At 69.6% G+C, this 15,099-nt stretch carries 13 protein-coding genes; 6 read left to right on the top strand and 7 right to left on the bottom strand.

Annotation, left to right across the window (positions count from 1 at the left end):
* The first annotated feature begins 216 nt into the window (after positions 1-216).
* Together ACO0LU_RS09655 and trpD are read left to right on the top strand one after the other, a co-directional pair.
* Positions 217-657 (top strand): hypothetical protein, encoded by a 441-nt coding sequence (locus ACO0LU_RS09655; RefSeq protein WP_424786069.1) that lies wholly within the window; start codon positions 217-219, stop codon positions 655-657.
* Positions 654-1,724 carry an anthranilate phosphoribosyltransferase gene (gene trpD / locus ACO0LU_RS09650; RefSeq protein ID WP_424791221.1) on the top strand — a complete coding sequence of 357 codons (1,071 nt, stop codon included), beginning with the start codon at positions 654-656 and terminating at the stop codon, positions 1,722-1,724. Before ACO0LU_RS09655 ends, trpD begins: the two co-directional genes overlap by 4 nt.
* Before the next feature lie 39 nt (positions 1,725-1,763).
* On the opposite strand, the gene ACO0LU_RS09645 is transcribed toward trpD, so the two are convergent.
* From ACO0LU_RS09645 to ACO0LU_RS09630, 4 genes are all read right to left on the bottom strand, one after another.
* Entirely contained in the window at positions 1,764-2,045 is a 282-nt protein-coding gene (locus ACO0LU_RS09645; protein WP_424786068.1) for an Lrp/AsnC ligand binding domain-containing protein, read from the bottom strand.
* Positions 2,039-3,934, bottom strand: a complete 1,896-nt coding sequence (locus ACO0LU_RS09640; RefSeq protein ID WP_424791146.1) for a DEDD exonuclease domain-containing protein — start codon at positions 3,932-3,934, stop codon at positions 2,039-2,041. Before ACO0LU_RS09640 ends, ACO0LU_RS09645 begins: the two co-directional genes overlap by 7 nt.
* Before the next feature lie 128 nt (positions 3,935-4,062).
* Positions 4,063-5,880 carry an AMP-dependent synthetase/ligase gene (locus ACO0LU_RS09635; protein WP_424791145.1) on the bottom strand — a complete coding sequence of 606 codons (1,818 nt, stop codon included), beginning with the start codon at positions 5,878-5,880 and terminating at the stop codon, positions 4,063-4,065.
* Between the two features lie 146 nt (positions 5,881-6,026).
* Positions 6,027-6,509, bottom strand: a complete 483-nt coding sequence (locus ACO0LU_RS09630; RefSeq protein WP_424791144.1) for a hypothetical protein — start codon at positions 6,507-6,509, stop codon at positions 6,027-6,029.
* An 89-nt stretch (positions 6,510-6,598) separates the two neighbouring features.
* Here ACO0LU_RS09630 and ACO0LU_RS09625 point away from each other — a divergent pair, with 89 nt between their 5' ends.
* A complete protein-coding gene (locus ACO0LU_RS09625; RefSeq protein WP_424791143.1) occupies positions 6,599-7,834 on the top strand; it encodes a pyrophosphate--fructose-6-phosphate 1-phosphotransferase in 1,236 nt (411 codons plus the stop codon).
* Between the two features lie 42 nt (positions 7,835-7,876).
* Complete coding sequence (locus ACO0LU_RS09620) at positions 7,877-9,229, top strand: class II 3-deoxy-7-phosphoheptulonate synthase (protein WP_424791142.1); 1,353 nt, start codon at positions 7,877-7,879, stop codon at positions 9,227-9,229.
* A 50-nt stretch (positions 9,230-9,279) separates the two neighbouring features.
* Here ACO0LU_RS09620 and pknB read toward each other — a convergent pair whose 3' ends face one another.
* Together pknB and ACO0LU_RS09610 are read right to left on the bottom strand one after the other, a co-directional pair.
* Entirely contained in the window at positions 9,280-11,223 is a 1,944-nt protein-coding gene (gene pknB, locus ACO0LU_RS09615) for a Stk1 family PASTA domain-containing Ser/Thr kinase (RefSeq protein ID WP_424791141.1), read from the bottom strand.
* Between the two features lie 38 nt (positions 11,224-11,261).
* Positions 11,262-12,419: a lytic transglycosylase gene (locus ACO0LU_RS09610; RefSeq protein WP_424791140.1), complete on the bottom strand. Its 1,158-nt coding sequence runs from the start codon at positions 12,417-12,419 to the stop codon at positions 11,262-11,264.
* 7 nt (positions 12,420-12,426) lie between these two features.
* Between ACO0LU_RS09610 and ACO0LU_RS09605 the strand changes: the two genes are divergently transcribed.
* Positions 12,427-12,765, top strand: coding sequence for a hypothetical protein (locus ACO0LU_RS09605; RefSeq protein ID WP_424791139.1), 339 nt, complete (start codon positions 12,427-12,429; stop codon positions 12,763-12,765).
* Positions 12,766-13,331: 566 nt separating this feature from the next.
* Positions 13,332-13,724, top strand: a complete 393-nt coding sequence (locus ACO0LU_RS09600; RefSeq protein ID WP_424791138.1) for an Rv2175c family DNA-binding protein — start codon at positions 13,332-13,334, stop codon at positions 13,722-13,724.
* An 89-nt stretch (positions 13,725-13,813) separates the two neighbouring features.
* Here ACO0LU_RS09600 and ACO0LU_RS09595 read toward each other — a convergent pair whose 3' ends face one another.
* Positions 13,814-14,926: a polyprenyl synthetase family protein gene (locus tag ACO0LU_RS09595; protein WP_424791137.1), complete on the bottom strand. Its 1,113-nt coding sequence runs from the start codon at positions 14,924-14,926 to the stop codon at positions 13,814-13,816.
* Positions 14,927-15,099: the final 173 nt, after the last annotated feature.

The following is a 15,099-nucleotide window of genomic DNA, read 5'->3' as shown; positions in this document are numbered from 1 at the left end:
CACACGCCCCCGAATTGGGACTTTACGCATGACTGTGCGCGAAATCCGCCCGTGCGGCGCCTGACCTGCGGGAACGTCGTGACGAAGGGCCCGGCAACCGTCACCATCTCCCGGTCCGGCGGGCCGTCGCCGGGGCCCGCGCACCGGGACCTGACGCACTACGATGAGAAGTGACCACGGGCCGCTGCTCGGCTCACCGACCACGGGAGGATCTCGATGACCGTCGTTGCACAGGACAGCCAGCGGAGCGGTCCGCAGCCGCGGGCCCAGATCCTGCTCTACAGCGACAACTACACCACGCGCGGCAAGGTTCGGACCGCGATCGGGCGCCGGGCCTCGGTCGACACACCGCTGATCGAGTGGACCGAGGTGGCCACCCACGAGGCTGCCCAGGAGTACGTGCACAACCGCCACTTCGACCTGCTCGTGCTGGACGGCGAGACGCCCAAACACGGTGGGATGGGGCTGTGCCGCACCCTCAAGTCCGAGGTGTACAACTGCCCCCCCGTGCTGTTGCTGATCGCCCGGGCGCAGGACGCCTGGTTGGCCTCGTGGTCCGAAGCCGAGGGCGTGGTCGGATACCCCCTGGACCCGTTCGTGGTGCAGGAGGCGGTGGCCGACCTGCTGCGCGAGCACGCCACCGCCACGCAGGGCTGACCGGCCCGGCGGTCCAGGCGATGGCAGCCTTTACTTTCCCTGCGCTGATCTCCCGGCTCATCAGCGGCGAGGACCTCTCGCTGGCTGAGGCCGAGTGGGCGATGGATGAGGTGATGGGGGGCAACGCCACTGCGGTGCAGTTGGCGGCGTTCTTGGTGGCCTTGCGCGCCAAGGGGGAGTCGGTCTCGGAGATCCGGGGGCTCGCCGCCTCGATGCTGCGGCACGCGGTGACGATCGAGGTGCCCGGGCCATGCGTGGATGTGGTGGGCACCGGTGGGGACCGGCACCACAGCGTGAATATCTCCACTATGGCCGCCCTGGTGGTCGCCGGCGCCGGTGCCCGGGTGGTCAAGCACGGCAACCGGGCGGCCACGTCCTCATCGGGATCGGCCGACGTCCTCGAGGCACTCGGGGTGCGCCTGGACCTGCCGCCGCGCCGGGTGGCCGAGATCGCCGGCGAGGCCGGCATCACCTTCCTGTTCGCCCAGGTGTTCCACCCCGCCTTCCGGCACGCCGCTCCGGCTCGCCGGGAGTTGGGGCTGCCCACGGCCTTCAACGTGCTGGGCCCGCTGACCAACCCGGCCCGCCCGGAGGCCTCCGCGATCGGCGTCGGGCACAAGGAACTGGCTCCGGTCATCGCCGGGGTGCTGGCCGAGCGCGGCGACCGGGCCCTGGTGTTCCGTAGCGAGGACGGCCTGGACGAACTCTCACCCACGGCACCGGCGGTGATCTGGCAGGCCCGGAATGGCGCGGTGACCGAACACCGGCTGGACCCGGCGAGAGACCTCGGTCTGGCCCCGGCCACTCTGGCGGATCTGCGCGGTGCGGACGCGGCGTACAACGCCCAGGTTGCCCGCGACCTGCTGCACGGCAAGCGCGGGGCGGTGCGCGACGCCGTCGTCCTGAACGCCGCTGCCACCCTGGTGGCCGCGGCCCATCTGCCGGGCACCGCCACCGGAGACCTCACCGATCGGCTGCGTGCCGGGATGGCCCTGGCCGAGAAGTCGATCGACCAGGCCGCCGCGGCCGGCGTCCTGGAGCGTTGGGTGCGGGCCTCCAACGCCTGACCCGCCTGATCCACCCGTGGCGTGCCAGGCGGCTCCGGCTCAGTCCTGCATGCCCAGGGAGAAGGCCGATTCCAGGTCGTGGCGGGAGTAGGTCTGGAACGCGATGTAGGTCTGGGTGCGTCGCACGCCCGCGACCTTGCTGATCCGGTCCGCGATGACGCCAGCGAGTTCCTCGTGTCGGCGCACGCGCACCACCGCGATCAGATCGATGTCCCCGGTGACGGAATAGACCTCGGAGACGCCTTCGATCTCCGCGACCTCGGCGGCGGCCTCGGGGATCCGGTCGGCTTCGGTGTCGATCATCACGATCGAGGTCAGCATGTTTCCTCCAGAGCGGTGCGGGGTGACGAGGGTAGGTCCATCATGCCTGCTTCGATCCCGGACCGGGATGCCGGATCCGCCACGCCGACGCCCAGGGCGCGGTGCTCGGTCTCGCGCGGATCGCGGAATGCCGCCGCACCCAGGTCCTGCAGATAGGCCGAGGCACCGGCCAAGGGCATCGACCACCCTCCGGGCCGGTGGTGGGCATCCAGCCAGTGCACCAGTCGCACTCCGTCCTGGGCCAGCCACGCAGCGAGCAGTTCGGTCTCCTCGGCGCTGGCCGCACCCCCAAGATCCTCCGGGACGGGCACCGCGGCACCGGTGGCGCGCAACGCCTCGATCAGGGGCCGGGGGTCCTCGCCCGGCCGGCTGCGAGCCGATCCGACCATCCGTCCGTACCGGACCACCAGGACCTCCCACCCCGACCCCGGTCCGCCCGGGCGCCGGGCGGCCACGATCTCGGTGGCGCGCTGCAGGGGTGCCAGCCGCTCGGTACGGGCGGCTCCGCGCAGGAACGCGGACAGACGGTCCCGCACCTGTGCGGCTTCTTCGTAGCGCTGCTGGTGGGCCAGGGCGCTGATGGTGCGGTGCGCGCCGGCCACCACCACACTCACGCTGCCACCGAGCACCTGCCGGGCAGTCTCGGTGATCGCCTCATAGCCGGTGTCGATCTCGGCGCAGGGGGCCACGCACCGGCCCAGCTCGGCCTGCACGCACGCACTCGCCCCGGCCGGGGGCGTCAACGGCAATCTCAGGGTGCAGGTGCGTAGCGGCACCGCCGCCACGATCGCCTCCTGTGCCTGGCGGGCCGCCGAATGGGAGGGGAACGGCCCGATCGCCGGACCGGCCGTGGGCGTGGCGCGCACGATCGACAGGCGTGGATGGGCCTCGCTGGTCAGCCGGAGCCAGGGCTGGCGCTCAGGTGCGCGGGATCGACGGTTGTAGGGCGGTTTGTGCTCGGCGATCAGTCGCAGTTCCCGCACCTGGGCCTCCAGGGCCGTGGCGCATTCGATCACGTCCACCTCCACCGCAAGGTCGACCATCTCCCCGATCCGGGCGCGCTTCTCCGCAGCGGTGAAGTAGGTGCGGACTCGCCGACGCAGGCTGGTCGCGGTGCCGATGTAGAGCACCTGTCGGTTCGGTCCGATGAACTGGTACACCCCCGGACCGGTGGGCAGGTGCTGCGCGAGGTGGGCCTTTCGCCGTCGCGCCGCGGGTACCGGATCGGCTGCGGTGGCCAGATCCTCCAGGTGTGTCACGCCCAGGGAGGCCATCCGGCCCAGGAGCGCGTGCAGCACATCGACCGTGGCCCGGGCGTCGTCCAGGGCACGGTGCGTCGGCTCCGTCGCGGCGCCGAAGAGTCCGGCGAGTGTGGCCAGCTTGTGGTTGGGCGCCTCCTCCTTGGTCACCACCCGGCGGGCCAGCCGGACGGTGTCGACCACCTGCGGAGCGGGCCAGACCAGATCCATCGACCGGCTGGCGGCCTTGAGGAAGCCCACGTCGAATCCGGCGTTGTGGGCCACCAGGACCGCGCCGTGCGCGAACTCCAGGAAAGCGGGCAGCACCTGGGTGACCGGTGGGGCCGTGATCACCATCGCGGTGGTGATGCCCGTCAGCACGGTGATCATCGGGGGGATCGGGACGCCCGGGTTGATCAGGGACTGGAACTCGCCGAGCACGTGCCCCCCGCGGACCTTCACTGCACCGATCTCGGTGATGGCCGACGACGACGGCGAGCCGCCGGTGGTTTCCAGGTCCACCACCACGAAGGTCACCTCGTGCAAGGGCACACCCAGGTCGGCGAAACTGGGCTGCACCGGCGCACCGTGGGTCGGTGCAGCCAGCAAGCGGCGTCCCGGGATCGCGTGGTGCGACAGGTTCTCGGCCATCACCGCCCAGGCTAGGCCGCAGCACCGACAGCGCCCGGATGCGACACCTGGCCGGGCGTGGTCCCGCCGGGCAGGTCACCGGGCGCCGCCGAACCGCCGCGCCAGGCAGCCGCCCAGCCCGGCCGGACTCACATGGCTTCGCGCTCGGCGCGGGCCTTGGCGTAGAGGTCCTCGACCTCGGCGGCGTAGTCGTTGAGGACGGCGGCGCGCTTGACCTTCATCGACGGGGTCAGGTACTCGTTCTCCACCGTGAAGTCATCGGTGAGGATCTCGAACCGGCGGATCGACTCGGCCCGGGAGACCTTCGCATTGGTGCCATCGACGGCCCGCTGCAACGCCTCGCGCACCTTGGGGTGCTGCGCCGCCGCGGTGACGTCCATCTCCGGCAACTCGTTGTTGGCCAACCAGGTGGGCAGCATCTCCGCGTCCAGGGTGATCAGCGCGGCAACGAACGGCTTCTGGTCTCCGACCACCACGCACTGGCTGATCAGCGGGTGCGCCCGCAGGGAGTCCTCCAACTGCGAGGGCACCACGTTCTTGCCGCTGGCGGTGACGATGATCTCCTTCTTGCGTCCGGTGATCGTCAGGTAGCCCTCGGAGTCCAGAGCACCCAGGTCTCCGGTGTGGAACCAGCCGTCACTGATCGCCTCGGCGTTGGCCTCGTCGTTGTTGTGGTAGCCCACGAAGTTGGCGATGCCCTTGGTCAGGATCTCGCCATCCTCGGCGATCCGCAGACTCACGCCGGGAAGTGCTTTGCCGACGGTGCCGATCTTGGTGCGCTCGGGCAGGCCCACCGACACCGGGGCAGTGGTCTCGGTAAGCCCGTAGCCCTCCAGAACCGTCAGGCCCACGCCGCGGAAGAAGTGCGCCAGGCGCGGACCCAACGGGGCCCCACCCGAGATCGCGTACTCGGCCTGGCCCCCCAGCGCGTCCTGGATCTTGTGCAGTACGAGTTTGTGCGCGACCTTGTGCTTCATTCGCACGCCGAAGGGGACCTTCCCGGTATCCAGGGCCTCGGAGTAGGCCTGGGCGGCACCGGCAGCCCAGCGGAAGATCTTCTCCTTGCCACCGGCGGCGGCTTTCTGCTCGGACGCGTTGTAGACCTTCTCGAACACCCGGGGCACCGAGAGGATGAACGTGGGCCGGAATCCGGCGATGTCACGCATCAACTGGGTGGTGTCGGCGGTGTGCCCGGCGGGTGCCCCGGCAGCGATGCACAGCACCTCCACGAACCGGGCGAACACGTGCGCCAGCGGCATGAACAGCAGCGTGCGGGCGCCATCGGCCAGGATCTTCTCACCCAGGGCGGCGATTCCGTTGCGGCTCAGTTCCACGAAGTTGCCGTGGGTGAGCTCGGCACCCTTGGGCCGGCCGGTGGTGCCGGAGGTGTAAATGATGGTGGCCAGGTCGGAGGTGCGCAGTGCGTCGTAGCGGGCGCGCAAATCCTCATCCGAGACGTCCTTGCCGGCCTCGGCCAGGGCGTCCAGACCGCCGTCGGTCATCGTCCACACGTGCTCGACGGCGGCGGCCTCCTTGCGGGCCTCCTCCACGACGCCACGGTGGTCGGCGTGCTCGACGATCACGGCCTTGACGGCGGCGTCACTGAGGATCCAGGCGGTCTGATCGGCCGAGGAGGTCTCGTAGACCGGTACCGTCACGGCGCCGGCGTACCAGATCGCGAAGTCGGTGATGGTCCAGTCCGCGCTGGTGCGCGACATCAGCGCAACACTGTCACCGGGGTTGATCCCCGAGGCCATCAGTCCCTTGGCGATGGCGCTGACCCGCTCGTGCATCGCCGCGGCGCTGATGGGGGTCCACACGTTGCCGTCGGTGGTGGTCTCCAGCAGGGTGCGGTTGGGCTCCTTCCTCGCCCAGTCCACCAGCAGATCCGGGATCGACATCTCGGCCGGGGTCTCGACGAGCAGGGGAGTGGTGGATTCGTCCATGCTGGCTCCTGTGGCAGTGGCGGGATTGCTGGCACCAGCATACCGGCCCGCATCGACGTGCCGCGCCGGTAACGGCGCGGCGATCACGTCACGATCGGGTGGCCGGTGTCTCCATGGGCACCGGAGTCAACCGGCTCGGCACAGGCTCACACGACCGCGCCGTCGTCGTCATCGTCACGCCGGTGTACCGGCAGCCGCCACCACAGGGTCAGCAAGCCCGCCATCGTGACCCCCATCGCGGTCAGGTAGGCCGCCGGGGGAGCGCTTGGCCACAGCACCAACATCAGCAGCATCACGATCGGGCCCCCGATGGCGCCGACCCAGGGCAGCGTGTTGCGCGTCGGGGCACCCAGCACCGGGCCGGGGTCGGGTGCGGCGAAGTCACCGTCGTCGCCCTCGGGGCCGGGGCCGCCGTGATCGCGGGGGCCAGGGGGCGCCGGTGCAGACCCGGCCCACCTCGGAGGTGTCGGCTCCGTCGCCTCCTGGGTGCCCGGCGAGTCATCGGTCCCGGGCTCGGTGAACTCGGCCGGCAATCCAGGGTCCAGCGGTCCCAGCCTGGCCGTCAGGTCGGCCCACTGGGCGTCGAGGTCATCCGGTGGATCCGGTGGTCCATCCTCGGTGCCGGCCATGACCGCCACCCTAGTGCGCACTAGAGTGGGCAGCGCCGGTCGCTCTCGGCTCCGTCCTTGTACTCCTCATCCGAAGGAAGGCCACACGCATGTCCACCACTCCCATCCGACGGGTCGCGTTGCTCACCGCTGGCGGCTTTGCGCCGTGCCTGTCCTCGGCGGTGGCCGGGTTGGTCAAGCACTACAGCGACGAGTTGCCGGATGCGGAGATCATCGCCTACCAGTACGGCTATCACGGACTGCTGACCGGCACCAAGATCGTCATCGATGACGAGGCCCGCGCCAAGATCGATGTGCTGTACAACTTCGGGGGCAGCCCGATCGGCAACTCCCGGGTGAAACTGACCAACTCCGAGGACCTGGTCGATCGCGGCCTGATCCAGCAAGGCCAGAGTGCGCTGACCGTGGCGGCCGAGCAGTTGCGCACCGATGGGGTGGATGTGCTGCACACCATCGGCGGGGACGACACGAACACCACAGCCGCTGACCTGGCCGCCTATCTGGAGGCGAACGGTCACCACCTGACCGTGGTGGGCCTGCCCAAGACGATCGACAACGACATCATCCCGATTGCCCAGTCCCTCGGTGCCCACACCGCAGCCGAGCAGACCTCGGTGTTCGCCCAGAACATCATCGGCGAACACCGCTCCAACCCGCGGATGCTGATCGTGCACGAGATCATGGGCAGGCACTGTGGTTGGCTTACCGCCGCCGCGGCCGCGCGTTACCGGACCTGGCTGGACGCCCAGGACTGGAACCCGGCGCTGGGCCTGTCCCGGGAGCGCTGGGACGTGCACGCGGTGTTCCTGCCCGAACTCAAGATCGACCTGCCGGCTGAGGCGCAGCGGTTGCGGGGGATCATGGATGAGATCGGCAATGTCAACATCTTCCTGTCCGAAGGCGCCGGAGTGCCGGAGATCGTCGCCGAACTCGAGGCCGCCGGCGAGACGGTGGAGCGCGACCCCTTCGGCCACGTCAAACTGGACACCATCAACCCCGGGGCGTGGTTCGCCAAGCAGTTCGCCGACCTGATCGGGGCGGAGAAGACCATGGTCCAGAAGTCCGGGTACTTCTCTCGCTCCGCCGCCTCCAATCCCGAGGACCTGGACCTGATCGAGCGGATGACGGCGCTGGCCGTGCGGGCCGCCCAGCGTGGTGAGTCCGGCGTGGTCGGCCACGACGAGGAGGCAGACGAGGAACTGTCCGTGATCGCCTTGCCGCGCATCGCCGGTGGCAAGGCATTCGATGTCTCCGTCGACTGGTTCGGCGCCGTGCTCAGGGGCATCGGCCAGGAGCTGGTGCCGGCCCGGCCGTTCGAGCACTGAGCGCCGGAGCCCGGCTGCGGTGACCGGGCGTATCCTGAGCGGGTGAGCACTCTGTCTGAACCCCTCGCCCCCGAAGGCCTGGACGCGTGGCGCCGGCTGCCCGTCAAGCAGCAACCGGAGTGGCCCGACGCCGACGCGCTTGCCGACGTCACCGCCGACCTGGCCGCCCAGCCACCGCTGGTCTTCGCCGGTGAGGCTGACACCCTGCGGGAGCGGCTGGCGGCTGCCTCCCGCGGTGAGGCGTTCCTCCTCCAGGGTGGCGACTGCGCCGAGACGTTCTCCGAATTGTCCGCGGACAACATCCGGGACAAGATCAAGACGATCCTGCAGATGGCGGTGGTGCTCACCTACGGTGCCTCGATGCCCATCATCAAGATGGGCCGGATGGCCGGGCAGTACGCCAAGCCGCGCAGTTCGGGCACCGAGACCCGCGATGGGGTGAGCCTGCCCGCCTACCGCGGTGACATCATCAACGGGTTCGAGTTCTCCCCCTCCTCACGCACCCCGGATCCCCGGCGGCTGCTCGAGGCCTACCGGAACTCGGCCTCCACATTGAACCTGATCCGGGCCTTCACCTCCGGTGGTTTCGCCGACCTGCGCCTGGTGCACGAGTGGAACCGGGGTTTCCTGCGCAATCCCGCTTACGCCCAGTACGAGGCATTCGCTGCCGAGATCGACCGGGCGATCCGCTTCATGCATGCCGCCGGTGCCGATTTCGACGGTCTGCGTACGGTCGAGTTCTTCTCCAGCCACGAGGGCCTGCTGCTGGACTACGAACGGCCACTGACCCGCGTGGACTCACGCACCGGCGACGCCTACGACTGCTCGGCCCACTTCCTGTGGATCGGGGAGCGCACCCGGGAGCTGGACGGCGCGCACGTGGACTTCTTCTCCCGGGTGCGCAACCCCATCGGCGTCAAACTTGGACCGACAGCCACCGGCCAGGACGCGATCGGTCTGATGGATGCGCTCAACCCGGACGGCGAAGCTGGCCGGCTGACCTTCATCACCCGGATGGGTGCGCCGAAGGTGCGCGAGTTGCTTCCGGACCTGATCGAGGCGGTCCGGGCGGACGGTCGCCCGGTGACGTGGGTGTGCGACCCGATGCACGGCAACGGGTTCACCTCCTCCAACGGATACAAGACCCGTCGCTTCAGCGATGTGATCGAGGAAGTGCGCGGCTTCTTCGACGTGCACCGCGAGCTGGGCACCGTTCCCGGTGGCCTGCACGTGGAACTGACCGGCGACGACGTGACCGAGGTGCTCGGCGGCGCCGAACACATTGACGACCACTCCCTCGGCAGGCGCTACCAGACCCTGGTGGACCCGCGGCTGAACCACCAGCAGTCCCTGGAGATGGCGTTCCTGGTCGCGGACATGCTGCGCGTTTCCTGAGCACGCTCGGCGCGGCTCGGGCGGTCGTGCACCGTGCGGCAGGGGAGGGGTCAGACCACGGTGAGGCTGATCACGGTTCCGCGCGGCACCATCGACCCGGGCTCGACGTCCTGGGCCCGGACGGTGTTGAAGTACCCACCCAACACGTCGTCGCGGTCCACCTCGAAACCAGCCTCGGTCAGGGTCTGCGCCGCATCGCGGTAACTGGTCCCGACCACATCGGGCACCTCGAACAGTTCCGGGCCGAGCGAGACCACCAGTCCCACGGTGTCCCCCCGCAGGGCATCCCCCTGGGTGTCCTGGGAGGTCACCAGGCCCTCGGAGACCTCGTCGGAGTGCACCCGCTCGCCCACCTCCGCCACCGCACCGGCAGCCTCGAGTTCGGCGATCGCCTCCTCCTCGGCCGCACCGACCACCGAGTGCACGGTGATCGGTTCGCGCCCGTTGGAGACGGTCAGGGTGACAGCGGTGTGGTGTTCCACCTGGACCAGGGGGTCGGGGGAGGCCTCGATCACATCGCCTTGATCCACATCGGTGGAGTAGGCGGTGCTCACCTGCGTCTCGGTGCTGAAGCCCGCGTCGGCGATCGCGGCGACTGCTTCCTCCTGGCTCATTCCGGCCACGTCGGGCATCGTGACCGTGCGGACGCCGAGGGAAACCGTGACCGTGACGGTGCTCTGCCGCGCCAACTCGGCACCCACCTCGGGGTCCACGCTGATCACGAGGCCCTCGGCGACGTCGTCGTGATGAGCCGTGGCACTCACCGGGCGAAGATCCGCGGTCTCGATCTGGCTCAGCGCCCGGGCCTGTTCCTGACCCACCACATCGGGCACCGGTGTATAGGACCCCGGGCCGAGCATGAGATACCACCACCCCGCGGCGCCGGCCCCGAGCAGTAGCAGCAGCGTGATCACCACCGCGGTCACCCGCCGTCGTCTGCGGCGTCGACGAGGCCGGTCCACCTCACTTCGGGGCTGGGCGGCCGTCACCGCACCGATCGGTAGCGAGATAGTTCCCGAGTGATTGGTCGGGCGCACCGAGCGTGTTGCAGCGGTGGCGCCGTGATCGGACGTTGCGGGGTCATCGCTGTCCGGCCACGGTCCCGGCTCCGAGCCGGGTACGTCGGCCCTGATCGTCAGTTCCTCCGGGTTCAGCCCGGCGCGCACCTGGCGCAGCATCGCCACCGCGGCGCCGGCGTGGGGGAGGCGCTCCTGGACGTCCCGGGCGCTCAGCGCACCGATGAGATCCTCGACCTGCACCGGGATGCCCGGTACCCGTTCGCGGACACCGGGCAGGTCCTCGTTGACGTGTTGGTAGGCGATCTGGATGGGGGTCTCGCCGGAGAATGGCGGGGAACCGGTGAGTAACTCGTACAGCAGCACCCCGGCGGCGTAGACGTCGGCACGGGCGTCGGCCATCCCGGAGGTGACGATCTCCGGGGCCAGGTAGGCCACCGTGCCCAGCAGCGTGCCGGTGGTGGCCGCAGTGGCCTCGGTGACCGCTCGAGCGAGCCCGAAGTCGGCGACCTTGATCCGCCCGTCGTCAGCCACGAGAACGTTCTCGGGTTTGATGTCGCGGTGGACCAGGTCGGCGCGGTGGGCCGCGGCCAGGGCGTCCAGTACATCGCCGACGACGTCGAGTGCGTCGCCCACAGCAAGTGCACCCTCGGCCCGCAACACCTTGCGCAGATTCTGCCCGCGCACGTACTCCATGGTCAGGTAACTGGTCTCACCCTCACTGCCCTGGTCATACACACCGACGACACCGGGGTGGGTGAGCCGGGCCGCCGCGCGGGCCTCCCGGCGGAACCGGGCGGCGACGTCGTGGCCCTCGGCCAGGTGGGGGTGCATCACCTTGATCGCGACCTGCCGGTCCAGGCGCCGGTCGAGAGCCAGGTACACGGTGGCCATCCCGCCGCGAGCGATGCGGGAGGTCACCTCGTACCGGCCGTCGACCATGCGCCCGAGCATCGGGTCGGTCAGGGTGGTGGCCATGGCCGGAGTCTAAGCGCGGGCGCGCTGTGCCGCGGGAATCAGCCGAAGCGTGTCATCAAAGTCTGCACACTGGCCACATACCGGCGGGTGTCGGAGTACATCCCGTTGTTCCGCACCGAGCCCTGGCCCTGATAGTAGGAGGCGATGGCCGTGGGCAGATCATCGCTGGTGCGCTGCAACGCGCGCAGGATGGCCACACCGGCCACCACGTTGTCGCGGGGGTCCAGCAGGTTCAGGTTGCGTCCGACCAGGTCGTTGGCCCACAGCCCCGAGGAGGGGATCACCTGCATCGTGCCCACCGCGTTGGCGGGGGAGACCGCGCGGGCGTCGAAGCCGGACTCCTGGTGGGCGATGGCCAGCGCCAGGGCCGGGTCCACGCCCATGTCCCGGGCGGTCTGGCGCACGATCTGCTCCATCTCGCTTCGGCTCGGCACGTTCATGGCCAGCAGCGAGCGCTTGTTCTCGTTCGCTGCCGCGACCACGTCATCGGAGTAGGTGTAGTGCAGGAAGGTGTTCGGGATGAGGTCGTCTCCGGACGACGTCGGCGCCGGGATGGTGAGTCGCTGGCCCACCCGGATCATGGAGCCGGTCAGGTTGTTGGCCGAGACGAGGCGACCGATGGAGATGTTGAACTGACGGCCGATGCGGGTCAGGGTGTCCCCGGACTTGACCGTGTAGGTCGTGGCCGAGGCGTTGCCGGAGCCCGAGGAGGACCCGGTCGAGCCCGAGGAGGAACCACCGGAGGAGGAACCACCGGAGGAGGATCCGGACGAACTGCTCGAGGAGGACCCGGGGATGGTCAGGCGCTGACCGATGCGGATCAGGGCGTTGGAGCCCAGGCTGTTGGCCGAGACGATCGAGCTGATGCTGGTGCCGTAGCGGGCGGCCAGGTGGCTGACGGTCTCACCCGCGCGCACGGTGTGCGTGCGGGATGAGGAGGAGTTCGAGGAACTCGAAGAGGAACCCCCTGCGGTGGACCCGGTCGAGCCCGAGGAGGAACCACCGGAGGAGGAACCACCGGAGGAGGAACCACCGGAGGAGGATCCGGACGAACTGCTCGAGGAGGACCCGGGGATGGTCAGGCGCTGACCGATGCGGATCAGGGCGTTGGAGCCCAGGCTGTTGGCCGAGACGATCGGGCTGATGCTGGTGCCGTAGCGGGCGGCCAGGTGGCTGACGGTCTCACCCGCGCGCACGGTGTGCGTGCGGGATGAGGAGGAGCTCGAGGAACTCGAAGAGGAACCCCCTGCGGTGGACCCGGTCGAGCCCGAGGAGGAACCGCCGGAGGAGGATCCGGACGAACTGCTCGAGGAGGACCCGGGGATGGTCAGGCGCTGGCCGATGCGGATCAGGCCGTTGGAGTTCAGGTTGTTCGCCGAGATGATCCGGCTCACGCTGGTGCCGTGGCGATTCGCCAGTGCCCAGACCGTGTCCCCGGCGCGCACCGTGTGCGTGCTACCCGCGGACGAGGACGACCTGCTCGAGGACGAACCGTTCGACGACGACGAGTTCGAGTTCCCTGAACTGCCCGAACCGGACTGACCAGGGATCCGCAGCACCTGACCCACGCGGATGAAGGCCCTCGAATTCAGGTTGTTCTCCGACACGATCGCCGAGACCGAGGTTCGGTAGCGCGCGGCGATGTGACCGACGGTGTCGCCCGAACGCACGGTGTAGAGGGTGTCGCTGTTGCGTTGCGGGGCGGGCGCCACTCCGAGGGCAGATCCCGACCGGCTCGCGGCCAGACCGGACTGTGCCTGCGCGCTGAGGTGCCCAGGAGCGCGCAGCGCAGCCAGTGGGTCGGCGGAGGCCGCTGCCTGCGCCTGGGCCGGGCCCGGCACGCCGGCCAGGCCGACTGCGGTGGCCGCTCCGAGCGCGCCGACGGTCGTCAGATTCAGTCGGCGGGCGGCCCGGTTCGGGGTAGTCCTGGGGCTCATTCCTCGGTGTCTCCCGTGATCGGTGTGTCACAAGTTCATACTGTGATCACTGTGATAGATGTGAACACTGTGACAGTAGCGTGATGTGAACGTTTCCCACAAGTAGGGGGATCTCGGCGTGCTCGCACGGGCCCGCCCCGGGGCTGGGCTGCGCACGTTAACCTTGGCCACGTGGCAGCAGTGGAAGAGAACGGACCGTCTGGAACCGACGTCGAGGTGCAGTGGTTACCGCTGCCCGATGTGGCCGAATTGCTCGGGGTGCAGTTGCGCGAGGTGCGCGGCATGCTCGCCGAGCAGCGACTCCTGGCGGTACGGCGCCTCCCCGGAGCGGTGTGGACGGTCCCGTCCACGTTCTTCATCGAGGCAGCCGAGGGTGAGGGGCCCCAGCCGGTGCCCGGGCTGCGCGGCACCCTGATCCAACTCGCCGACGCCGGCATGAACAGCGAAGAGGCGTTGGCATGGCTGCACACCCGAGACGAGCAACTGGGCGGCACCCCGATCAGCGTGCTCCGGACCGGGGCCGTTCACTCGGTGCGCCGTGCCGCGCAGGTGCTGGCCTGGTAGCAGTCGAACATCATGGCCGCCTGAGGCTCTTTCCCGCTCGCCGGTCTGGGGCTGCGGCGCTGCGAACCGGTGCGCCCGGCCGCGGAGCCTCAGGTGCTGCGGGTGATTGCCGCTTCGGCCAAGTGCTGGGCGAGGTCGCGGGCGGGAGAGGGCCAACCTGACTGCTGGATCGCGGTCAGTGCTTGCTCCGCGCGGGCGGTGATCAGGCTCTCCACGGCGTCGACCGCACCGCAGGAGGTCAGGATCCGGCGGATGTCGGTGATGTCATCCTCACTGATGGGCCCGCCCAGGGATCGCCGGATCCGGTCCGCCTGATCCGGTTCGGCCAGGGTCAGCGCCGTGGTGATCAGGACGGTGCGTTTACCCTCGCGGAGATCATCACTGCTCGGTTTGCCGGTCACCTCCGGGTCCCCGAACACCCCGAGCAGGTCGTCGCGCATCTGGAAGGCCTCGCCGATCGGTAGGCCGATGGCCCTGGTGGTGGACAAGTCCTCCGGGCCCGCCCCGGCGATGGCCGCTCCCAGCAGCATCGGGTGCTCCACGCTGTACCGCGCCGACTTCGATCGCACCACTCGGTGCGCCCGCTCCAGATCCTGTTCCGGATCCGTCGACCACGCCGCGGACTGGGCGTAGATGTCCAGGTACTGGCCCATCGTCACCTCCGACATCATCTCGGTGACGAGATCGCGCACGCGCGCGCCCGCCTGGGCCGGCAGCGGCGCGGCGGCCGCGCTCAGCTCGCCGCCCGCCATCGCCACGAGCAGATCGCCGAGCAGGATCGCTGCGGCGGTACCGAAGTCCTCGGGATCGCTGATCATCTGCGCCAGTTCATGGTGCCGGGCGAACTGGCGGTGCGCCGCGGGCTGGCCACGGCGCTGGTGGGAAGCGTCGATGACGTCGTCGTGCACCAGCGCCGCCAGGTGGAACAGTTCCAACCCCACGCCGGCACGCAGCACATGGGCCGGGTCGGGTGTGTCGGCGTACCCGGTCCAGCCCAGGTAGGCGAACGCCGCACGCAGCCGTTTGCCCCCGGCGGCCAGTCGCTCAGCGACCTCGAACGCCTCGGCGGTCTCCGGCCCGATATGCGCGGTGCCGCTGCGCCGGTGCTGCAGGGCCGAGGTCAACTCCGTCGACACCTGCTGGCGGAGCCAGGACAACGTCGCGGCCGGATCATCATGGGGCGAAGGGGGCGCTGTGGTCACCACCTGACCCTACCTACGTGTGCCACTGAGCCCGGCTGCTCGCGTTCGACCCGAGCGCTCGGGCCCTGCCTTGACCCGTCACCAGGATCGAGCGGCCCGCCGCACGCCCACAGGGCCCGGCGCGGCCGACACGGCATCCACAGCACCATCTCAGGACGATCCTGTGTCAACAC

It is taken from the genome of Pseudactinotalea sp. Z1748, from assembly GCF_049725185.1.
GTDB lineage: Bacteria > Actinomycetota > Actinomycetes > Actinomycetales > Beutenbergiaceae > CALKWS01.
The sequence above is the reverse complement of the archived record's forward strand: the minus strand, read 5'-3'. Positions and strand labels throughout refer to the sequence as shown.